The organism is Arthrobacter sp. 05L421 (genome assembly GCF_056397785.1).
This window is the reverse complement of sequence record NZ_JBFTOC010000024.1, coordinates 33,617-54,269: the sequence shown is the minus strand read 5'-3', so window position 1 is coordinate 54,269 and position 20,653 is coordinate 33,617. Positions and strand designations below refer to the sequence as shown.

The following is a 20,653-nucleotide window of genomic DNA, read 5'->3' as shown; positions in this document are numbered from 1 at the left end:
CCGGCCAGCTTGCCCTTGATGTCCCACAGCGCCATGTCCACCGCGGCGATCGCGGCCATCGTCACCGGGCCCCGGCGCCAGTACGAGGACCGGTACAGGAACTGCCAGGTGTCCTCGATCCGGTGCGGGTCCTTCCCGATCAGCAGCTGAGCGACGTGCTCCTTCAAATACGCGGCCACCGCGAGCTCACGCCCGTTCAGCGTCGCGTCCCCGATCCCGGTCACCCCGTCCTCCGTGGTGATCCGCAGGGTCACGAAGTTCCGGGAGGGGCTGGTCACGAAGACTTCAGCGGCAATGATTTTCACAACAGGTCCTTATCTGCTCTTACGGGGTGTCGTAGTTACGGGGCGCCAGCGGCGCGGGTGGTTTCCCCGGGCGGCCCGGGTCAGCCGCCAGGGGTGAGTCAGCCGCCCGGGGTGGGTCAGCGCTGCGTGGTGCCGCCCGGGGTGCTGGCGAGCAGTGCCAGTTCCGCGCGGCCCGGCAGTCCTTCCCAGTCCCCAGCGGTGCTGACGGCAAAGGCTCCGGCCAGGGCGCCGCGCTGCAGGCGGCCGGCCACGTCGGCGCCGTCGAGCAGGGCGGAAAGGTAGCCGGCGGTGAAGGCGTCCCCGGCCCCTACGGTATCGATGCTGGTCACGGGCACGGCGGGTGCCTCCCAGCGCCCGTCCGCGGTGTACACGCCGGCGCCGGCGGCGCCGCGCTTGACCACGACCTCACGGACTCCGCGGTCCAGCAGTTCGGCGGCCATGGCCGTCTCGGCGGCGTCGGCACCGGAGTCGGGGTCCCAAGTTCCGGCCGGCCCTGCCCCGGGAGCAGCCGCGACCAGCCCGAGTTCGTCGTCGGAGGCGATCACGATGCTGGCGTGCCGGACCAGCGGTGTGAGCACAGCGCGGGCCTCCTCCCGGGACCAGAGCTTGCTGCGGTAATTAACGTCGAGGGAGACCTCCATGCCGTCGGCGGCAGCGCGCTCAGCCGCGTACTCCACGGCCTTCCGGGCGTCGGGGCCGAGGGCGGCGGTGATGCCGGTCAGATGCAGGATCCGGGCACCGGCGCTTAGGGCATGGTCCAGGTCCTCCCGGCCGAGGGTGGACCCGGCGGAACCGGCGCGGTAATAGAAGGCCCGGGTGACATCCGCCGTGCGTTGTTCGAGGAACATCACCCCGGTGTTCCGGGCGGCATCAATCCGGTGCCGCAGCCCGATGCCCTCGGCGCGCAGCTGCCGCAGGATGTACTCGCCATGCGGGTCCGCGCCGACCACCCCGGCCCAGGTGACGCTGTGCCCGAGCCGGGCAACCCCGACGGCTACGTTCGATTCCGCCCCGGCCACGTGCATGCCCAGGGTGCCTCCGGCGGACAGCGGCCCGGTGGAGCGCAGCGAGACCATGGACTCGCCAAAGGTCAGCAGATCAACGGCCTGCGGTGCGGAAGCGTTGGGGACGGCGGCCATCACCGCAGGCTCTCCGCGCGCGGCCGGCTGAATTCGGTGGCCAGGGCCACGAACCCGCGGGCCCGTTCCCGCATCGGGGCGAGGCCGCCGCCGGAGCCGGCGTCGCCGAACAGCGGTCCGCCGAGCCCGACGGCGATGGCGCCGGCTTCCCAGTAGCCTGCTGCCTCATCCAGCCCCACGCCGCCGACGGCGATGAACGGGATCTCCGGGAAGGGATCGCGGAGCGCCTTGAGGTACCGCGGTCCGCCGATCGAGGCAGGGAAAAGCTTCACCGCGGTGGCGCCCCGGTTCATGGCCGCATAGGCCTCGCTGGGGGTCAGCGCACCTGCCAGCACGGGCAGTCCCAGCCGGGCAGATTCGGCGATCGACTCTGCCAGCGACGGGGTCACCATGAACTGGCCACCCGTCTCGGCAACCCGGTGAACGTCCTGGGCCGTCAGCACGGTTCCCGCCCCGACGAAGCAGCCCTCCGGGGCGGCAGCGCGGACCTCGCGGATCGCCTCCAGCGCCCCAGGTGTGGTGAGTGCAATCTCGACGTACCGGAAGCCCTCCTCCATCGCCGCGAGGGCTGCCTTCGCCGCCGCTGCCCCGTCCGTGCCGCGGACAATTGCCACCAGCCGGGCCGCCCGGATGCCGGCCAGCAGTGATTCGGGCGTCAGGGTGTTCTCCATGTCAGGGTTCTCCTTCGTCGGGGCGTTCAGATCCGGGCTCGGCACGGGCGCGTTCACCACTCGGCGAACGCGCCGTCGGGATGCCGCCAGACGGGACCGCGCCAGCCGTGCCCGCGCTTGTCCGCGGCACGGACCACCGCCTCATCGATCTCGATGCCCAGTCCCGGACCGGTAAGCCGTTCGATGTGTCCGTCTACGAACTTCAGCGGGGACTTGTCCACCACATAGTCCAGGACTTCGGCGCCCTGGTTGTAGTGGATGCCGATGCTTTGTTCCTGGATCAGGAAGTTGGGTGTCGCAAAGCCCACCTGCAGGCAGGCGGCCAGCGCCAGCGGGCCCAGCGGGCAGTGAGGGGCGAGCTGGACCTCGTAGATTTCGGCGAGCGAGGCGATCTTGCGGACCTCGGTGATGCCGCCGGCATGGGAGAGGTCCGGCTGGGCGACGGCAATGCCGGCCTGCAGCGCGGGCAGGAATTCTTGCCGGCTGTACAGCCGCTCGCCGGTGGAGACCGGCGTCGTGGTGGAGGAGGTGAACTCGCGCAGCAGGTGGGTGTTTTCCGGGACCACCGGTTCTTCGAGGAAGAAGGGCCGGTACGGCTCCAGCAGCGGCGCCACCCGGCGGGCGTTGGCGAGGCTGAAGCGGCCATGGAAGTCCACGGCCACGTCACGGTGGTCGCCGAGGACTTCACGGGCCGCGGCCACCCTCCGGACGACGCCGTCGAGCTCGGCCACGGAGGCGATGGGGCTCATCCGGCCGCTGGCGTTCATCTTGACGGCAGTGAGCCCGACCTCCAGCTGTGCGCTGATCTGGTCGGCCACCTCGTTGGGCTCATCCCCGCCCACCCATCCGTACATCCGGATCCGGTCCCGGACGTGGCCGCCGAGCAGCTGGTGCACGGGGGTGTTGAAGTGCTTGCCAGCGATGTCCCAGAGGGCCTGGTCGAGGCCGGACACGGCGCTGGCCAGGATGGGCCCGCCGCGGTAGAAGGACCCCTTGGTCATGACCTGCCAGTGGTCCTCGATCCGGAGCGCATCGTTGCCGATGAGCAGCTCGGAGAGCTGGTCGACGGCGGTGCGCACGGTTTCGCTGCGGCCTTCGCAGCTCGCCTCGCCCCAGCCGACGATCCCGCTGTCCGTCTCGATCCGGACGAAGAGCCAGCGCGGCGCGACGAGGAATGTTTCAATCCTGCTGATGAGTGTCATCTGCTGCCTAGCCCTTGGTCGCGCCGGCGGTCATGCCAGAGACGATGTACTTCTGCGTGAAGAGCGCAATGATCATGATCGGGATGGTGACCACGGTGGCGGCCGCCATGAGTCCGCCCCAGTCGATGCTGGCGTAGGAGACGAAGTCGAAGATCGCCACCGGCAGGGTCTTGGTCTTGGAGCCGGAGAGCACCAGGGCGAACATGAAGTTGTTCCACGAGAAGATGAAGGACAGGATGCCGGCGGTGGCCATGCCGGCGACGGAGAGCGGCAGGGTGATGCGGCGAAAGGCGCCAATCGGAGTGAGGCCGTCCACCTGGGCCGATTCTTCCAGCTCCAGCGGCAGGGAATCGAAGTAGCTCATCATGATGTACACGATCAGCGGCAGCGCGACGAACATGTGGCTGAGGATCAGGACCTCGAAGCCGCCCACCATCTTTAGGTTGGAGAAGACGTAGTACCAGGGCACCAGCAGGGAGACTCCGGGGATGACGCGGGCCATCAGGACCACAAGGGCCGAGCGGTGCATCGTGAACCGGCTCATGGCGTAGGCTGCGGGCACGCCCAGGACCAGCGACAGGGCCGTGGAGACGAAGGCCACCCAGAAGCTGTTGAAGATGAAGACCAGGTAGTTGTTCCGCTGCAGCACGTTGGCGTAGTTCTCGAACGTGGGGGTGAACAAGAACGACTTTCCGGTGTCGTAGATGTCCACGTTGGTCTTGAGGGAGGCCAGCAGCATCCAGAACAACGGGGCGATCAGGAACAGCACCACGGCCACCAGCGCGGCGACGCGGAACACCTTGTACGCGCGGGTGCCCAGCGGCTTCCGGAGCCGCGGCGCCGTCTTGGCCGCCTCGGCGGGGGCGGTTTGGGGTTCCGTGTTTTCAGCGTTTTCGGTGGTGGACAGTACGGTCATTTGCTTACCGCTTTCTTGCGCATGGTCAGCAGCCACATGGAGCCGATGATGATCATGAAGAACAGGATCAGCACCGCGGAGGAGAGCCCGTACTGGTTGTAGTCGAAGCTCAGCCCGTAGGCGTAGACGTTCAGCGTCTCCACTTCGTGGAAGGATCCGCCGCCTTTGCCCTTGGTGGCGTAGAGGATGTCGAAGGTCTTCAGGGCGTCGATGCCCCGGAGCAGGATGGCGACGATCACGGTCGGCATCATGAGGGGCAGCGTGATGAAGAAGAAGCGCTGGAAGGCGTTGGCGCCGTCCATCCGGGCCGCCTCGTCGGGCTCCTCGGAGAGGGAGGTCAGCCCGGCCAGCAGGATCAGGACCACCATGGGGGTCCACTGCCACACGTCCATGAAGATGGTGGTGCCGAGCGCCGTGTCCTGGCCGGAGAGCCAGGGCTGGGCGGGAATGCCGACCATGCCGAGCAGCTGGTTAACGAAGCCGATGTTGGGGTCGAAGATCAGCCGCCACATCATGCCGACCGCCACGGGGGTGGCGACGAGCGGGAGCAGGATGGCCACGCGGACCCACTTTTCGCCGCGGAACGGGCGCCACAGCAGCAGCGCGATGCACATGCCGAGCACCACCTCGCAGACGAGGGCAACGCCGGTGAAGCTGAGCGTGCGGCCGACGGCGGGCCAGAAGCGTTCGACGTCGGACAGGACCGTGAGGTAGTTCTGCAGGCCGACGAACTCGGAGGCGGCCCTTACCGAGCCCTGCGAATCAGTCAGGCTCAGGTACAGGGTCCAGCCCAGGGGGAAGACGATCAGGACGCCGACGAAGATCATGGCGGGGGCGGCGAAGAGCCACTTCCGGTGCCGGTTGGCCCAGCCCGAGAAGTTCTCGCGTGCGCTGGGTGGGCGGGCGGCCTTCCGGGATGGCGCACTGCGGGGAGGGGTCAAAACAGACATGGTTCACCTAAGGAGTTGGGGGTGAAGTGAAGAACTGGCCGCGGCGGGACGGCAGCGGACTGCCGTCCCGCCGGGCTCGGTGGTGCATCGCGGGCAATGCAGCAGGCGCGTAGTGCGCCGGCCGCGCTACTTCTTTTCGGTGTCCAGGAACTTCTGGAAGGCGTCGTGCGCCGTGTCGGCTGCGGCGGAACCGTCAGAGCCGGTGATGGTGGCGACGATCGGGCCGCCCACGATTTCGCGGGCCTTGCCTACGGTGAGAACCTGGGGACGGTCGTGTCCGACGCCGTTCTTGGCGCTGGCGGTGATGGCCTCGGCGAGGTCCTTCGGGTAGGTGGAAGTTCCGGCCGGGTCAGCCCAGACCGAGGCGCGCGGTCCTGGGACGCCGGCCTTCTGGGCTTCGAGGGTGCGTTCCTTGCTGGTGGCCCACTGGATGAACTTCCAGGCGTTGTCCTGGTTGCTTGATGCCTGGTTGATGGCGAGGCCCCAGGACGGGATGTTGTACGGCTTGGAACCTGCAGGGCCGGCAGGCAGTGCGGCGAAGCCTACCGTGTCGGCGACCTTGGACTTGGCCGGGTCGGTGGCGTTCTTGTAGAGCGAGTCGGCCTCGGTGTAGAACGCAGCCTTGCCCTGCGTGAAGATTGCCATCGCCTCGGGCCAGCTCATGTCCGTGCTGACGTTGGCAGGGCCGTAGTTCTTGATCAGGCCGCCGTAGAACGCATAGGCCTTCTTCGCGGCGTCGGAGTTGACGGCTGACTTGCCGCTGGCGTCGGTGAAGTCGCCGCCAAAGCTGTACAGGAAGCTGGAGAACTGGGTGACGGCGGCGGACTTGCCGGTGCGGGCCACGAAGCCGGCCGTGTCCGGGGAGGAAGCCTTGATGGCCTTGGCCGCAGCCTCGAGCTCGTCCATGGTCTTGGGAACCGCCAGGCCGGCGGCCTTCAGCAGGTCCTTGCGGTAGTAGAGGACTTCGCGCTCGGTGATGATCGGGACGCCGACCACCTTGCCGTCAGCGGTGGTGGCCTTGACGGGGCCCTCCTGGTAGTCCTTCCAGTCCCATGCGGCGTCCGAGGAGACCTTGGACGTCAGGTCCGCGAGGTAGCCGTTCTTCGCGAACGCCTTGCCTTCCTGAAGCGGGCGGTACATCATCACGTCGATCTCGTCGCTGCCGGCGTTGAGCTTGACGTTGTACTGGTCCGAGAGCTGGTCCTCGCCCAGTTGGGTCAGTTCGACCTTGAGTCCGCTGGACTTCTCGAATTCCGGAATGGCCGCCTTGATGCCTTCGGTCCAGACATGGTTTGCGAGGGTGACACGGACGGTGCCGGAGGTCTTGGCATCGGTGCTGCCGCTGGCGCCGCCGCAGGCGGTCAGCCCCAGGGACAGGACCGCGGCGACAGCCGCGTACTTCGCAATTGAACGTCGCTTCATTACGACTTCCTTTGGTTTTCAGGGCTGGCGAGAACGTCCAGCCGGCTGCAAATGCATCTTTACATCTGCTCTGGAAGCGATCATAGAGAAATAAAGCAGACTTAAACAAGACCCTTGCATCCACCCGTATGATTTATTTATGAAAACTCCAAAGGCGGAGCCACCAGCAGACCTGCATTCCGTGCTGGTCCAGAACCTCGGGCTGGCCATCGCCGAAGGGACGCTGGCGCCACACTCGGTCCTGCGCCTGGACGAGCTTGAGGCCCAGCACAACGTCTCCCGCTCCGTGGTTCGGGAAGCCGCCCGCGTGCTGTCCTCGAAGGGAATGCTGGAGTCGCGGCGGCGGCTGGGGACAGTGGTGCAGCCGGAGGAATCGTGGAACGCGTACGACCCCCAAGTGATCCGCTGGCGGCTTGCCTCCTCAAAGCGGCTCGAGCAATTGCAGGCCCTGAACGAGCTCCGCGGGGCAATCGAACCGCAGGCTGCCCGCCTCGCCGCTGAGAGGGCATCCTGGGATGCCGGCAGCGACCTCGTCTCCCTGGCCGCACGGCTGTGGGCCGCCGGCCAGCGCGGGGACCAAGACGAGTTCCTCCAGCTCGACATTGACTTCCATGCGGCAGTGTTGCGGGCCTCCGGCAACGCCATGTTTACGCAGCTGCACAATCTGGTCACCGAGGTGCTGACGGGTCGCACCGAGCACGGCCTCATGCCGCACTTGCCACACCACGAGGCCCTGCAGCTGCACGTGGATGTGGCCAGCGCCATTCAGCGCGGCGAGGCGGACGCCGCGCATGCTGCCATGAGCAGGATCGTGGAGCAGTCCACCGAGGAAATGGGCGATATCTGGTCCAGTTATCACGCCGGCTCCCCCGCATCACCGGAGGGGCAGCGCTCGCCTGAATGACAACGCGGGGTCACCTGGCGCCCATCCCCGCCCCCTGGACCGGCGCTAAGTGACCCCGCGTTGCTCTGTTGGCGCGTTGAGGGGTTAGCGGCCGCCCTCGAGCTTCCGGCTGCGCTGCTCCTGGGCCATGGGCCCGTACGGATAGACGCCGACGCGCGGCCGGCTGGCCTCGGTCAACCGCTCCGTCTCGCCCGCGGTGAGCCGGAGATCCGCTGCCGCGAGATTGTCCGCCAGTTGCGCGGTGGTGCGGGCACCCAGGATCACCGAGGTGACCGCCGGCCGGTCCGCCAGCCATGCCAGCGCCACCTGGGCCGCGCTTACGCCGTGGCGCCCGGCGGTTTCCTCCACCTCGGCCATCACGTCCCAGGTGCGTGGATCGGCGTTGCGGGCCTCCCAGGCCTCCATTCCCCGTTTCGGATTTTCGCCGAGCCGGGTGGCCCCGGCCGGCGGCTGGTCGCGCTTGTACTTGCCGGAGAGCCACCCGCCACCGAGCGGCGACCATGGCAGCAGCCCGATCCCGGCGTCGAGCGAGGCCGGGACAATTTCCGACTCGATGTCGCGGACCAGGAGGCTGTACTGCGGCTGCAGCGTCACCGGCGCACTCCAGCCATGGGCCTTGGCCACATGGACGGCTTTGGTCAACTGCCAGCCCAGGAAGTTGGAGAAGCCGTAGTAGGCGATCTTGCCGCTGGTGGCGGCGTCGTGCAGGAACCGGAGAGTCTCCTCGAGGGGAGTGACCGGATCCCACGCGTGCAGCTGGTACAGATCGATCTGCTCTACGCCCAGCCGGCGCAGCGAGTCATCCAGCGCCCGGCCCAGGTGCCGGCGGGAGGTCCCGACGTCGTTGGGCGCCTGGCCCATCGGGAAGCGGCCCTTTGTGGCCACCACCACCCGGTCCCGGACGTCCGGCCGGTCCGCCAGCCACCGGCCGATGATTTCCTCCGACACCCCCGAGCTGTAGACGTCCGCGGTGTCGACGAAGTTGCCGCCCGCCGCGAAGTAGTCATCCAGGATGGCGCGGGACTGTTCCTCGGTGGCCTCGGCGCCAAAAGTCATGGTGCCCAGCGCGTAGTTGGAGACGACGGCGCCGCTGTTGCCCAGAGTGCGGTATTGCATGGAACTCCTCGAGTCGGGGGGGTCAGTCTTCCGTGGGGGTGGTGCGCAGCGAGTGGTACGTCCGCCAGGTGTGCTCGGGGGCGTAGCCCAGCAGCCGTTTGGCCTTGTCGATCGACAGCATGGTCTCGTGCTCGCCCAGTTCCTTGACCACTTTCACGTTCGGAAACACCTCGGCGGCGAGGCTGGCGCTGGAGCGGCTCATCACGGTGTCCTCGTTGGCGATGATGAAGGCCTCGAAGCCGGGTTTACCGTGCTCCAGGGCGCGGGCCACTGCCTGCGCGCCGTCCCGGCCGTCAATGTAGCCCCAGAGATTCCACTTGCGCAACCTCGCGTCGTGGTCGAAGGCGGGGAACACGTCATAGTCCTCAGGGTCCATCACATTGGAGAACCGCAGGCCGGTGATGCTCAGGTCCGGGTCCCAGCGGGTCAGCTGGACGGCCATCTGCTCCTCAAGATGTTTGACCAGCGAGTACGTGCTTTCCGGCCTGGCCGGGTAGTCCTCGTCCACCGGGATGTAGGGAGGGTCGACGTCGAACGGCAGCCCGAGCACGGTCTCACTGGAGGCGTAGACGATCTTCTTGATCCCGGCCCGGCGTGCGGCCTGGAACACGTTGTAGGTGGACTGCATGTTGTTCTCGAACGTGGCGGCGTCAGGGGCATGGCCCGGTGCGGGAATCGCGGCCAGGTGCACCACCGCGTCAAAGCCGGCATGGCGGTCCTCCAAGCCAAGGAACACATCCACCACCTGGCCGTAGTTGCGCAGGTCCACTTCCGTGAACCCGGGGCTGCGGGCGCCCGTCCGGTCCAGGTTGGTCACCTCGTGCCCGTCATCATTGAGCCGCCGCACGACGCTTCGGCCCAGCTTTCCGCTTCCTCCGGTTACAGCAACTCTCATCAGGAACTCCTCGGGTGGCAGGCGTTGCGGACCGTCATGGTCCGGCACGTGGACCGGCACCTGCTCCGGCGCCGGCGGTCACCGTTCCACCCTAAGCGGAGGCGGCCACTGTGCCCAGCCCGCGTGACCTTCGGCCCTAGGCAGTCCCGGGGCCCGGCGGCAGGCTGGGGCAATGAACCGTGACCAGCGCGTTGCCGTGCGCGCGGACGCCCATCGGGCCCACCGGACCATCGAATGAACCACCCCGAACCCCCGCCGGAAAGGCGGCCGGCGACGCGCGCTCCCGGCCGGTTGCGCGGACCGCTCGCGGCGCTGGCCGCGGCATCGGCCGGCGCCGCCTACGTCCTGGCTGTCCGGCCCCGGCTCCTGCGCTGGGGGGCAAGCACCCAGGAGGCCGCCGGGCCGCTCGCCGGCGACGAGATCGTGACGGCCCCGCGCCTGCAAAGCACCCGCGCGGTGACTATTGCGGCCCCGGTCTCGGAGGTGTGGCCCTGGCTTGTCCAGTTGGGCGCCGGCCGGGGTGGCTTTTACTCCTACGACTGGCTCGAAAAAACCACGGGTCTGGGCAACCGAAGTGCAGACAGGATCCTCCCGGAACTTCAGCACCTGGAGGTAGGGGACGTCGTTCCCCTCTCCCCCGACGGCGGCCTGCCGGTCAGGCTGCTCGAGCCGGGGGCTGTGCTGGGGCTGGGTGGATCCATCGACCTGCGCACGGGGAAGATGTCGCCGGCCGGCGTCCGTCCCACCGGGCGCCGGTTGGACATCGGCTGGACGTTGGTGTTGCGGCCTGCGGGTCCCCAGGCCACCAGGCTCCTGTCCCGCACCCGGTACGACTACTCGCCCCTGGCTGAGGGGCTGGCCCTGCGCACGCTGGTGGAACCCCTGCAGTTCCTGATGGAGCGGCGGATGCTCCTGGGGATCCGGTCCAGGGCGGAAGGCCGCGGGAACTAGCGTCCGAAAAGCGTTTCCCCGGCGTTCCCGCGGTTCACGGGTCCTCCCGCGGTTCACGCGGTTTATCCGGGCTGGCCGCCCTCAGATGCCCGGGGCCGCCTCAGACCCCCGCGGCCCGCGGACTGGCACCGTCCGGAGCCAACAGGTAGTCGACAAACCAGTCCCTGGCCAGGATGGCCGCCGCCGCGAGCGTGCCGGGTTCTTCGAACAAGTGCGTCGCCCCTTGCACGATGGCGAGCTGGCTGGGGCAGCGCATCATGGCCTTGGCCCGGCGGTTAAGCTCCAGGACCTCGTGGTCCAAACTGCCCACAATAAGGAGCGTGGGCGCTGACACGGCGGACAACCGCGGCCCGGCGAGATCCGGGCGGCCACCGCGGGACACCACAGCCGAGATCCGCGCCGACGGCTCCGATGCCGCCCACAGCGCTGCCCCCGCGCCCGTGCTCGCCCCGAAGTAGCCCACAGCGCAGGCGGCCGTGTCTGCCCGGGTGGAAAGCCAGTCCGTGGCTGAGGACAGCCTGCGGGCCAGGAGTTCGATGTCAAAAACGTTGGCGCGGCTGCGCTCCTCGGCGGTGGTCAGCAGGTCCAGCAGCAGCGTACCCAGGCCAGCCTGCTGCAGGAGCCCGGCCACGTAGCGGTTCCGGGGGCTGTGCCGGCTGCTGCCGCTGCCGTGGGCGAACAGCACCACGGCCCGGGCCGGCACCGGAAGGTGGAGCTGCGCCTGGATCCGCACGGCGCGGGACGGGATCTCTACTTCCTCGTCGACGTCGGCGGCGTTGTCGGCGCGGGCCGCCGCCGAGGCCCAGAAGGGCGGCGGCGTGGTCTCGACGCGTTTGGCCGCAAGATCGAGCAGGCGCAGCACCTCGTCGTCGTCCGTGGGCGAGAAGTCCCGGTAGTGGTATCCGACGGCGGTGAACTGGCGCGGCGTCGCCAGGCAGACCACTTCGTCCGGTTCCGTCAGGTTGGCAAGCGTTTCCGCGGGGGCAACAGGAACGGCCAGAATCACGCGTGCCGCGCCCTGTTTGCGGGCCACCCGGCAGGCCACCCGGGCGGTGGAGCCGGTGGCAATCCCGTCGTCGACGATCACCGCGATGCGTCCGGTCAGGTCTTGCCGGGTCCGGCCCTTCCGGAACAGGACGAGCCGGTTTTCCAACGCGGCGCGTTCGTGCTCTTCAACGACCTGCAGTTCGTCGCCGCCGACCCGTGAATGGGCCAGGACCTGCTCGTCCAGGACCTTGGCCCCGCCTTCACCGATCGCCCCCATGGCGAGCTCGGGCTGGTAGGGAAGCCCGAGTTTCCGCACCACAATCACATCCAGGGGAGCATCCAGGGCGGCGGCGACTTCGAAGGCTACGGGCACGCCGCCGCGCGGCAGGCCCAGAACCACAATGTCCTGGCCACGCAATTCCGCCAGACGCCGGCCGAGCTGCCTTCCGGCGTCGACCCTGTCTTCAAAAATGCTCATGGGATATGGCTTTCAGGTCGAAACGTGGACCATCGGCCATCAGTCGTGTGCTGCTGAAACTGGTGCGCTCCTGCGGGTTCCCCCAAACCCGAAATGGACCCGGTGGCCGCTGCATCCAACTATCCGCCCGCGGCCGAAGCCCGGTGAGGGCCTTTGTGCCCGATTTTGGGCCAGCGTGCCGACCCGCCCCGCGGCTGACGAGCAGTGGTTCGGACGTATATACTCTCTCGGTACGGTTTTGCAGCGAGCCGTTGGATTGTTCTTCGATCCGGCCGCTGCCGTACCCGCCCCCTGCCGTGGTGGGAAGCACAGCCGGGTCGTCTTGACCTGAGTGAAACGGCACAGCAGACAAGTGGTCATCGAGTCAACCGCAAATTCAATAAACCAGCAGCTGCATGAACTGGTGCTCAGCAGCTCCGACGTCGAGGACTTCCTCGGCGGCGTCGCCCGGGTGTCCGCGCGCAGCCTGTCCGAGCCCGGGGATGAGATCCTGTGCGGCATCACGCTCCTGCGGCAAAGGAAGGCGGCCACCGTCGCCAGCAGCAGTCCCGCCGCGCAGGCCATGGACGAAATCCAGTACACCTTCGGCGACGGCCCGTGCATGACGGCTTCCCGGGAGCAGGAAACCGTCCACGTTGAGGACCTGGATATCGATGGCAGATGGCCGCAGTACGCCGCGACCGTGCGCGGACACGGCTTCCGGTCCATCCTGGCGCTGCCGTTCGTGCTCGAAGGCGAAACCCGGGCCGCATTGAACCTGTATTCGCACCGTCCGGGCCGGTTCGATGACCGTGCCACGGAACTGGCCCGGGATTTCGTCCACCAGACATCCATGGCGCTGCGGCTCGCGGTCCGGTTCGCGCACAGCAGCGATACGGCCGCCGACCTCAAGGCCACCCTGGAAACGCGGACCGTGATCGACGTCGCCGTCGGCATCATCATGGCGCAGAACCGCTGCAGCCAGGTCGAGGCGTTCGAGCTCCTGAAATCGGCATCAAGCGCCCGGAACGTCAAGCTCCACGTCGTCGCGTCCGGGGTGGTTGAGTCGCTGGGCCAGGGCTCCACCCGGACCCACTTCGAGGTCTAGCCCGCCGCTGGCGCAGCCTGAACCCTCACGCCGGGTTCCCGGCAACGGCTCGCCCGCAGCCGCGCCAAGACCGGCGAATGCCAGAATCCCGTCCCGGACTTCGAGGGCCCGGTTGTGCTGGACCACGTGCCCGGTTCCCTGCACCAGCTGCAGCTGCCCCCGGCGGGCGAGCCCGGCCAGCCGGCGGCTCCAGTCCGCATCCGCGACGGGGTCGTTGGCGCCGCGCACCACAAGCACCGGCGCGCTGACACCGGTGATCCTCTGCTCCAGGGGGTACTCCATCATGAGCCGCAGGTTCTTGAGGTACCAGACGGGGCCGCAACGCAGGTAGTCGGTGAAAACCAGGGCGTTCGAGGAGGGGCTTTCGTGCAATAGGCAGTCGCGGCCCAGCGCCAGCGCCTGCTGCACCACGGTGCCACGCTTGGGGTCCACCACGGGACCCATGAGCACCAAATTCGAGACCCGTCCGGGCGCCTGGAGGGCCGCTTCCGTGGCGAATTGTGTTCCCATCGAATGCCCCACGAGCACGAATTCCGGTACGCCCAGCTGTTCCATGGCACCGAGGATGTAGCGGGCCTGGGCGGCAATGGAGAGCGTGTTCGCGGGCCTGGGAGTGGCGCCAAATCCCGGCAGGTCAATGGAGTAGGTGTCCGCCGACACGGCCAGGAGCCGGTGCAGCCGGCGCAGGTAGCGGTGTGACGCGCCAATTCCGTGGATGAGGACGACGGCGGGCCCAGACACGGACACGGACCTGCATGCCCTTTCGCGCGAGGCGAAGACGTGGCCGGCGTGGCCCGCCACCGAAATCTCCAGGCGGACCGGTTCCCTCATGCTGTGCGTGACCGCAGCACGCGGCACGGGTGCGGGAGGGACCGCGTGGCAGCAGCCGGGGTCATGGAGGGCTCGTTTCTTTGCAGGGTGGTCGGCCCAGTCTAGTAAGCCTGCTGGCTAGATTCCGGACGCCGTGCCCAACAGCCGATCGCCGGGATGATGCCGGCGGGATCAGCTGTCCCGTTTGTCCCGTTCTTCGAACTCCTCATCGAGGTCGTAGTGCCGGAATTCCGTCTCCGGGTTCGGCTCCCCCTCCGACACGTACTCATAGTCCAGCTGGCGTTGGACTTGGCTGTCGAGGACTTGAAGATCCTTGTCCTCGACTTTGGTGAGGTCCTCGGGGAATTCATCGTCCGGACTGAGGTGCAGCTTCTCGGTCATTTCATGCCTCTCTGCGCCAGGAGGACGGACTCGAGTCTGCACTGTCCTGGCTGCATTCAGGATAGCGGTATCTGGCGGTCGGGTCGCCGGCGTCGGCTTCCTAAGCGGGCTCGGAACCGACGTTCACCAGCCAGTCCACGCCGAACCTGTCCTTGCACATGCCGAAGATGTCGCCCCAGGGTGCCTTTTCGAGGGGCATCGCGATGGTGCCGCCCTCGGCCAGCTTGTCGAAATAGCCGCGAAGCTCGGTTTCGTCGGACCCGCTGAGGGACACGGAAAAGTTGTTGCCAGGGGTGTAGTCCATGCTGTTGGGCGTGTCCGCTCCCATGAGCACCATGCCGGCGTCGGTCCTCAGTTGGGCATGCATGATCTTGTCCTGCTCCGCAGGGTCTTCGCTGGCATGGTATTCGGCGAAGGTACTCATAGTCAGTTCCCCGCCGAACACCGACTGGTAGAACGTCATGGCGTCCTTGGCGTTGTCGCGGAAACCGAGGTAGGGGTTGAGCGTGGTCATGTCCGAAACTCCTTGCTGCTGGGGGAGGCTGCTGGGGCGTCGGCCTGGTCGGCAACGACGACGGTGCACGTTACAGGGGATATCCTGCCGCAAAACCGCCAGTGTGGGTAGGTACCTGGAAGACAGGGCAGCGGAAGATCAAAGCAGCAGGACAAAAAGCAGCAAAGCGAGCCGGAAGCGTCCGACGGCGGCCTGCGCCGCCGTCGGACACTGGAGCGGGACGGCTGCTAGGCGGTCTGGCCCGCGTGCTCGCCCTCGGCTATTTCCTCAACGAGTTTGGCGTTGAAGGCCGGGAGGTCGCGGGGGCTGCGGCTGGTCACCAGGCCCTGGTCCACCACCACTTGCTCGTCGGTCCAGTTCGCGCCGGCGTTCTTGAGGTCCGTCTGGAGCGTGTGATAGGAGGTCACGTTCCTGCCGCTGACCACGCCGGCATCGATCAACAGCCACGGACCGTGACAGATGGAGGCGACGGGCTTGTGCTGCTCGAAGAAGGCCCGGGTGAACGCTTGGGCGTCTTTGTCGACGCGGAGGTGATCGGCGTTGACGACGCCGCCGGGAATAACCAGGGCGTGGAAGTCGGCGGCGTCGGCCTGCGCCACGGCGAGATCGACGGCGAACGTCTCGCCTTTTTCAGTGCCGTCGTAGCCCTGCAGCTTTCCGCTCTTCGGCGAGACCAAGGTGGGCACGCCGCCGGCTTCCTTCACGGCATTCCACGGGCTGGTCAGTTCCACTTGCTCCACACCATCTGTGAGCAAGAATGCGACTTTCTTACCCGAAATATTGTGCTCTGACATGTGTCCTCCTCGTGCCGGGGCTGGCGCCGGGAAGCGTTCGTCCGTGCCCGGCGCCAGCGCGTCATCTCACTTGGCTTGCAGTTTCAACTCTAGGAACCCGCCAAGTCATAAGCAAGCTGATGATGTACGGCGGGACCCTGCCTGCACCGGGCGCGAAGCTGAGAGAATAGGCCAATGGAAGTCGCTCTCGGGCTGCTGGCCCTCGTCGCCATTGTCTGCGCCTGCAGCGCGCTGGGCCACAAGATCAACGTCTCCGTCCCTTTCCTGCTGGTGCTGGCCGGCGTGGCGTGTTCGTTCCTCCCATTTGTCCCCACCATCGAACTGAACCCCGAACTCGTCCTGGTCGGGCTGTTGCCGCCGCTGCTCTACGCAGCGGCGCTGCAGACCTCGCTGTTCGATTTCGGTTCCAACCGCCGCTCCATCGGCCTGCTTTCGGTGGGTTACGTCATCTTCGGCACCGTCGGCGTCGGGCTGGTGGTCGCCTGGCTGTTCCCCGAGATCCCGCTGGCCGCCGCCATGGCCCTGGGCGCCGTCGTCGCACCGCCCGACGCCGTTGCCGCGACCGCCATTGCGCGGAAGGTGGGCATGCCCCGCCGGATTGTCACCATCCTGGAGGGCGAATCGCTGGTCAATGACGCCACGGCGCTGGTCTGCCTGCGCGCCGCCATCGCCGCGATCGCCGGAACCGTTTCCGCGGCGGAGATCGCCGGCGGCTTCGTCCTTGCGGCCGGCGGCGGCCTGGTGGTGGGCATTGCCGCGGCCTTCGTGCTCACCGCGCTCCGGAAACGGGTCCGCAACGTGTCCATCAACACCTCCATCTCCCTGATCGCCCCGCTCGTGGCCTACCTCCCCGCGGAAGCAATCCACGCGTCAGGCGTACTGGCCGTCGTCGTCACTGGGCTGATCATGGGAACCAAAGCGCCGTCCATGCCGAACGGGGCCGCGCGGCTGAGCCAACGCAGCAACTGGCACACGGTCCAGTTCCTGCTGGAGAACTCCGTGTTCCTCCTCATCGGGTTGCAGGTCCGGACCATCATCGAGGGCGTCCGGGATGACTCGCTGGGGCCGGAACGGATCTGGCTCGGCTGCGCCGCGGTGCTGCTGGCCGTGCTGGTCCTGCGCCCGGTCTGGGTCTTCCCCGCAACGTACCTGCCGCGGCTCATTCCCGCGGTCGGCCGCAAGGATCCCGCGCCGTCCTGGCGAGTTCCGGTGATCGTCTCCTGGGCAGGCATGCGCGGCGTGGTGTCTCTTGCCGCCGTCCTGGTCCTGCCGGCAGGGCTGGAGCACCGGTCCGTCCTGATCCTGATGGCCCTCGTGGTGGTGGCCGGCACGCTGACCCTGCAGGGCCTGACGCTCCCGGCCCTGGTCCGGCGGCTGCACCTTCGGGGACCGGACGCGCGCGAGGACGCGCTCAACGAGGCATCGCTGATGCAGATGGCGACGGCGGCGGGCGTGCAGCGGCTTCAGGAACTGCGCTCGGACGCCGACCCGCCGGAAGTCGTGGCCATGCTCAAACGGCGAACGCAGGAGCGCGGGCTGGCCGCATGGGAGCGGCTGGGACGGCCGTCCGCGGAAGCCGTCACCCCCAGCCAGCGCTACGCCCAGCTGCGGCTGGCGATGCTGGAAGCCGAGCGCGCCAAGGTCCTCGAGCTGCGGCGCGGCGGCGGGTACGCGCACGAGGTCCTGCTCGACGTCCTTGACCGTCTCGACGTCGAAGAGTCCATGCTGGACGCCACGCTGGAAGAACCCGACGCGGACGGGGGCCGTGGAGGCGAGGGCATTGCCCGGCCCCGCGGCGTGTGCGACCACTTGGAGTCCGCCCTGGATACGGCCGTCCCGTCCGGGCCCTTCTGCGCCGCGTGCGTACGGGAAGGGACGACGACGGTTCACCTGCGGATGTGCCTGCAGTGCGGGAACGTGGCCTGCTGCGATTCTTCCCCGGGAACCCATGCTTACAAACACTTCCAGCTCAGCGGCCACCCCGTCATGCGCAGCGTCGAGCCGGGCGAGGACTGGCGCTGGTGCTACCCGGACGAGCTCCTGGGCTAGGGCCCAGGCCCCATACCTGTCGCCGTGCCCCGTCGCCGTGCCACGTGCATTGGCTGCGTGCCGCGCCTGCATGCTGTGACTGCGGATCCGGGCCCTGTTCAGGGCCTCTTCTCCTCCGTAGGCTGGAAGGGACCCGCTGAAAAGGGACCCGCCAAGAGAAGGGGACCCGCCGCCGTCGGACGAAAAGAGGACACTGTGGACAACCAAGACATCCTGGAGCGCATCAAAGCCCTGGTGGAGGAAGAACACGGCCTCCGCGAAGGCTCGCAGGCCGCCGGGGCCGGAGCCCCGGACATTCTCAGGCTGCAGCAGGTGGAAGAACAGCTGGATCAGTGCTGGGATCTGCTCCGCCAGCGGCGCGCCAAAAAGGACTACGGTGAGAACCCCGACGAGGCGGAGGTGCGGCCGGTCAGCGAGGTTGAGGGCTACCAGAGCTAGCCCCTGGCCATGACCTGACGGACCGGCTGGCCGTGCAGATTGCGTTGCTGGGAGACGTCATGCTGGGCCGCCTGGTGAACCAGCACCTGGCCACGGTTCGGCCGGCCTATCCGTGGGGCGACACGCTGGAGCTACTGCGGCAGGCGGATGTCCGCATCGCCAACCTCGAGTGCGTCCTGGCGTCCGGCGGCGAGCCCGAGCCCGGCAAGGTCTTCCACTTCCGCTCGGACCCGAAGAACGTGGCCAGCCTCCTCGCCGCCGGGATCGACGTCGTCTCGCTCGCCAACAACCACGTCCTGGATTTTGGCCAGGACGCGTTCCGGGAAATGCTGCCTGCGCTGGACGGCCGCGGCGTCCTGCATGCCGGCGCCGGCCCGGACCTGGACGCAGCCCGCCGGCCGGCAGTGCGGCGCGTGGGCAGCACCGCCGTCGGATTCATTGCCTTCACGGACAACGAGCCCGGCTGGGAGGCCGGCGCCGCGACTCCCGGGGTCTACTACGTTCCGGTGGACGACGACGGCGGCCGGCCCGGCGGGGCAGGACCGGACGGCCGTGTGGACGGCCTGTTGGGCCTGGTCGGCAGGACGAAGGCCCGCGTCCAGTGCCTCATCGTGTCAGCCCATTGGGGCGGCAATTGGGGCCACGACGCCCCGGCCCGGCATCAGGACCTCGCCCGGGACCTCATCGAGGCCGGAGCCGACCTCGTGTTCGGCCACTCGCCGCACATTTTCCGCGGCGTCGGGATCCACCGGAACCGCCCCGTCATCTACAGCGCCGGGGACTTCATTGACGACTATGCGGTGGACCCCGTCGAGCGCAATGACCAGTCATTCTTGTTCATGCTCGACACTGACGGTGGCACACCGCGCACGCTTCGGCTGTACCCCACCATCATCGCCGGATGTCAGGCACGGCTTGCCCGGGAATCGGCGCCCGATATTGCCGCCCGGATGCAGCGGCTGAGCGGCCACCTGGGCACTCTGAGCAGCTGGAACGCATCCGGCCGTTGCCTGGAGATACCGCTCGACAAACCGGCCGGAGTTTGAGGCCCCGTTTACATTCCTGAAACATGCCGGTCACGCGAACTTCACGCCGCCGCGAATCCCGTAACGTGCCCGCAACTTTTCGCCCCACTGCCGGAAACATGGCTCCGCGACCATTGAACACGGACCGGGGGGCCGGCGGCGACGTGTCCCGGTACGGAAGACTGACGAGAAGGGACCCCGGTGGAACTCACTGCTGGAAGCGTCTGGATGATTATTTCGGCGGCGCTCGTTCTGCTGATGACCCCTGCACTGGGCCTCTTTTACGGCGGCATGACGCGGGCCAAGGCCTCGCTCAACATGATGATGATGAGCTTCGTCTCCATCGGGATTGTCGGCGTGGTGTGGGTTCTCTGGGGCTACTCGATGAGCACCGGGCAGGGCGTCCTCGGCGTGTTCGGCAACCCGTTCGCCAACTTCGGCCTGAGCGGCCTCATCGGTTCGCCCGACTTGATCAAGGCCGGCTACAGCGCCACATTTGCCATCCTCACCGTGGCCCTCATCAGCGGCGCCATCGCGGACCGCGCTAAATTCACCTCCTGGGCCCTGTTCGTGCCCATCTGGATCACCCTCGTCTATTGCCCGTTGGCCTTCATGGTCTGGGGCGGCGGCCTTATGAGTGCCGGCGGTGCCGTGAGTGCCGTCTTTGGCCAGGTCATCGACTTCGCCGGCGGCACCGTGGTGGAAATCGTGTCCGGAACCGCGGCCCTGGTTTTGGTCCTGATCCTGGGCAACCGGCACGGCTTCGGCAAGGACCCCAGCCACCGCCCCCACAACATTCCCTTCATCATGCTCGGCGCGGGCATCCTGTGGTTTGGCTGGTTCGGCTTCAACGCCGGCGCCGCCACTACCGTGGAGCAGGCCGGCCTGATCTGGGTAAACACCCTGGCCGCCCCCGCGGCGGCCATGATCAGCTGGCTGGTCGTGGAGAAGATCCGCCACGGCCACCACACCTCCCTGGGCGCCGCGTCGGGCGCCGTTGCCGGCCTCGTGGCGATCACGCCGTCGTGCGCCAACATCAGCCCCCTCGCCGCACTGGGCCTCGGCTTCGTGGCCGGTGCGGCTTGTGTGGTGTTCGTGGATCTGAAGTTCAAGTTTGGCTTCGACGACTCGCTCGACGTCGTGGGCGTCCACCTTGGCGGCGGCCTCATCGGCACGCTCGCCCTGGGCTTCATTGCCCTTCCGGTGGACGGTGCAGGGGGCGGGCTGTTTTACGGCGGAGGGCTCCACCAGCTCATCGCGCAGACCGTGGCCGTCCTCATCACCGTGGCGGTGTCCGGTCTGGGGACCGCGGTGATCGGACTCGCCATCCACAAGACGCTCGGGTTCCGGGTCAGCCGTGAGGACGAGCTCGCCGGCGTCGACCGGTCCGAGCACGCCGAGACCGCGTATGCCTTCGCCGAACTCGGTTTCAGCCGGTTCAGCCCGTTCGGCCACCATGTCCGCCCGGCGCAAGCCGTCCGCACAGCAACGGCAGCCCACGCGGCCGCCCGGGCGCCGGAGAACGCACCCGCACCTGAACGTGCACCCGCACCTGCAAAGGAAGACAGCCTGGTCTGAGGCATCGGCCAAAAGCCCGG

20 protein-coding genes and 1 pseudogene are annotated in these 20,653 nt (G+C 67.8%); 7 read left to right on the top strand and 14 right to left on the bottom strand.

Features of this window, described 5'->3' with window-relative positions; all coding sequences use genetic code 11:
- From AC1DKQ_RS19695 to AC1DKQ_RS19665, 7 genes and pseudogenes are all read right to left on the bottom strand, one after another.
- A pseudogene (locus AC1DKQ_RS19695) lies at positions 1-305 on the bottom strand (bifunctional D-altronate/D-mannonate dehydratase); the annotation flags it as partial.
- 116 nt (positions 306-421) lie between these two features.
- A complete protein-coding gene (locus AC1DKQ_RS19690; RefSeq protein ID WP_476885363.1) occupies positions 422-1,444 on the bottom strand; it encodes a sugar kinase in 1,023 nt (340 codons plus the stop codon).
- Positions 1,444-2,115: a bifunctional 4-hydroxy-2-oxoglutarate aldolase/2-dehydro-3-deoxy-phosphogluconate aldolase gene (locus AC1DKQ_RS19685; protein WP_476885362.1), complete on the bottom strand. Its 672-nt coding sequence runs from the start codon at positions 2,113-2,115 to the stop codon at positions 1,444-1,446. The genes AC1DKQ_RS19690 and AC1DKQ_RS19685 overlap by 1 nt, the downstream gene beginning before the upstream one ends.
- Before the next feature lie 53 nt (positions 2,116-2,168).
- A complete protein-coding gene (gene dgoD, locus AC1DKQ_RS19680) occupies positions 2,169-3,317 on the bottom strand; it encodes a galactonate dehydratase (RefSeq protein ID WP_476885361.1) in 1,149 nt (382 codons plus the stop codon).
- 7 nt (positions 3,318-3,324) lie between these two features.
- Positions 3,325-4,233, bottom strand: a complete 909-nt coding sequence (locus tag AC1DKQ_RS19675) for a carbohydrate ABC transporter permease (RefSeq protein ID WP_476885360.1) — start codon at positions 4,231-4,233, stop codon at positions 3,325-3,327.
- Positions 4,230-5,183: a carbohydrate ABC transporter permease gene (locus AC1DKQ_RS19670; RefSeq protein WP_476885359.1), complete on the bottom strand. Its 954-nt coding sequence runs from the start codon at positions 5,181-5,183 to the stop codon at positions 4,230-4,232. The genes AC1DKQ_RS19675 and AC1DKQ_RS19670 overlap by 4 nt, the downstream gene beginning before the upstream one ends.
- A 126-nt stretch (positions 5,184-5,309) precedes the next feature.
- Positions 5,310-6,605, bottom strand: coding sequence for an ABC transporter substrate-binding protein (locus AC1DKQ_RS19665; protein ID WP_476885358.1), 1,296 nt, complete (start codon positions 6,603-6,605; stop codon positions 5,310-5,312).
- Positions 6,606-6,744: 139 nt separating this feature from the next.
- Between AC1DKQ_RS19665 and AC1DKQ_RS19660 the strand changes: the two genes are divergently transcribed.
- Positions 6,745-7,509 carry a FadR/GntR family transcriptional regulator gene (locus AC1DKQ_RS19660; RefSeq protein WP_476885357.1) on the top strand — a complete coding sequence of 255 codons (765 nt, stop codon included), beginning with the start codon at positions 6,745-6,747 and terminating at the stop codon, positions 7,507-7,509.
- 84 nt (positions 7,510-7,593) lie between these two features.
- Here AC1DKQ_RS19660 and AC1DKQ_RS19655 read toward each other — a convergent pair whose 3' ends face one another.
- Entirely contained in the window at positions 7,594-8,625 is a 1,032-nt protein-coding gene (locus tag AC1DKQ_RS19655) for an aldo/keto reductase (protein ID WP_476885356.1), read from the bottom strand.
- A gap of 22 nt (positions 8,626-8,647) precedes the next feature.
- Positions 8,648-9,520 (bottom strand): NAD-dependent epimerase/dehydratase family protein, encoded by an 873-nt coding sequence (locus tag AC1DKQ_RS19650; protein WP_476885355.1) that lies wholly within the window; start codon positions 9,518-9,520, stop codon positions 8,648-8,650.
- A gap of 234 nt (positions 9,521-9,754) precedes the next feature.
- Here AC1DKQ_RS19650 and AC1DKQ_RS19645 point away from each other — a divergent pair, with 234 nt between their 5' ends.
- The gene (locus tag AC1DKQ_RS19645; RefSeq protein ID WP_476885354.1) at positions 9,755-10,471 is read left to right on the top strand and encodes an SRPBCC family protein; all 717 of its coding nucleotides are present in this window, start codon (positions 9,755-9,757) and stop codon (positions 10,469-10,471) included.
- A 100-nt stretch (positions 10,472-10,571) separates the two neighbouring features.
- Here the strand turns inward: AC1DKQ_RS19645 and AC1DKQ_RS19640 are convergent, their stop codons facing one another.
- The gene (locus AC1DKQ_RS19640; protein WP_476885353.1) at positions 10,572-11,936 is read right to left on the bottom strand and encodes a phosphoribosyltransferase family protein; all 1,365 of its coding nucleotides are present in this window, start codon (positions 11,934-11,936) and stop codon (positions 10,572-10,574) included.
- Positions 11,937-12,288: 352 nt separating this feature from the next.
- Between AC1DKQ_RS19640 and AC1DKQ_RS19635 the strand changes: the two genes are divergently transcribed.
- Positions 12,289-13,023, top strand: a complete 735-nt coding sequence (locus tag AC1DKQ_RS19635) for a GAF and ANTAR domain-containing protein (protein WP_476885352.1) — start codon at positions 12,289-12,291, stop codon at positions 13,021-13,023.
- Here the strand turns inward: AC1DKQ_RS19635 and AC1DKQ_RS19630 are convergent.
- From AC1DKQ_RS19630 to AC1DKQ_RS19615, 4 genes are all read right to left on the bottom strand, one after another.
- A complete protein-coding gene (locus tag AC1DKQ_RS19630; protein WP_476919911.1) occupies positions 12,931-13,854 on the bottom strand; it encodes an alpha/beta fold hydrolase in 924 nt (307 codons plus the stop codon). The two genes, AC1DKQ_RS19635 and AC1DKQ_RS19630, sit on opposite strands and share 93 nt — an antisense overlap.
- 171 nt (positions 13,855-14,025) lie before the next feature.
- A complete protein-coding gene (locus AC1DKQ_RS19625) occupies positions 14,026-14,235 on the bottom strand; it encodes a hypothetical protein (protein ID WP_476885350.1) in 210 nt (69 codons plus the stop codon).
- A gap of 100 nt (positions 14,236-14,335) precedes the next feature.
- Positions 14,336-14,749 (bottom strand): VOC family protein, encoded by a 414-nt coding sequence (locus AC1DKQ_RS19620; protein ID WP_476885349.1) that lies wholly within the window; start codon positions 14,747-14,749, stop codon positions 14,336-14,338.
- Between the two features lie 227 nt (positions 14,750-14,976).
- On the bottom strand, positions 14,977-15,543 hold the full coding sequence (locus AC1DKQ_RS19615) for a type 1 glutamine amidotransferase domain-containing protein (RefSeq protein ID WP_476885348.1): 567 nt from the start codon (positions 15,541-15,543) through the stop codon (positions 14,977-14,979).
- A gap of 174 nt (positions 15,544-15,717) precedes the next feature.
- Between AC1DKQ_RS19615 and AC1DKQ_RS19610 the strand changes: the two genes are divergently transcribed.
- From AC1DKQ_RS19610 to AC1DKQ_RS19595, 4 genes are all read left to right on the top strand, one after another.
- Positions 15,718-17,592, top strand: a complete 1,875-nt coding sequence (locus AC1DKQ_RS19610; RefSeq protein WP_476919910.1) for a Na+/H+ antiporter — start codon at positions 15,718-15,720, stop codon at positions 17,590-17,592.
- A 195-nt stretch (positions 17,593-17,787) separates the two neighbouring features.
- Positions 17,788-18,030, top strand: coding sequence for a DUF2630 family protein (locus AC1DKQ_RS19605; protein WP_277527951.1), 243 nt, complete (start codon positions 17,788-17,790; stop codon positions 18,028-18,030).
- Positions 18,031-18,062: 32 nt separating this feature from the next.
- Positions 18,063-19,076 carry a CapA family protein gene (locus AC1DKQ_RS19600; RefSeq protein ID WP_476919909.1) on the top strand — a complete coding sequence of 338 codons (1,014 nt, stop codon included), beginning with the start codon at positions 18,063-18,065 and terminating at the stop codon, positions 19,074-19,076.
- Positions 19,077-19,283: 207 nt separating this feature from the next.
- Entirely contained in the window at positions 19,284-20,633 is a 1,350-nt protein-coding gene (locus tag AC1DKQ_RS19595) for an ammonium transporter (RefSeq protein WP_476919913.1), read from the top strand.
- Positions 20,634-20,653: the final 20 nt, after the last annotated feature.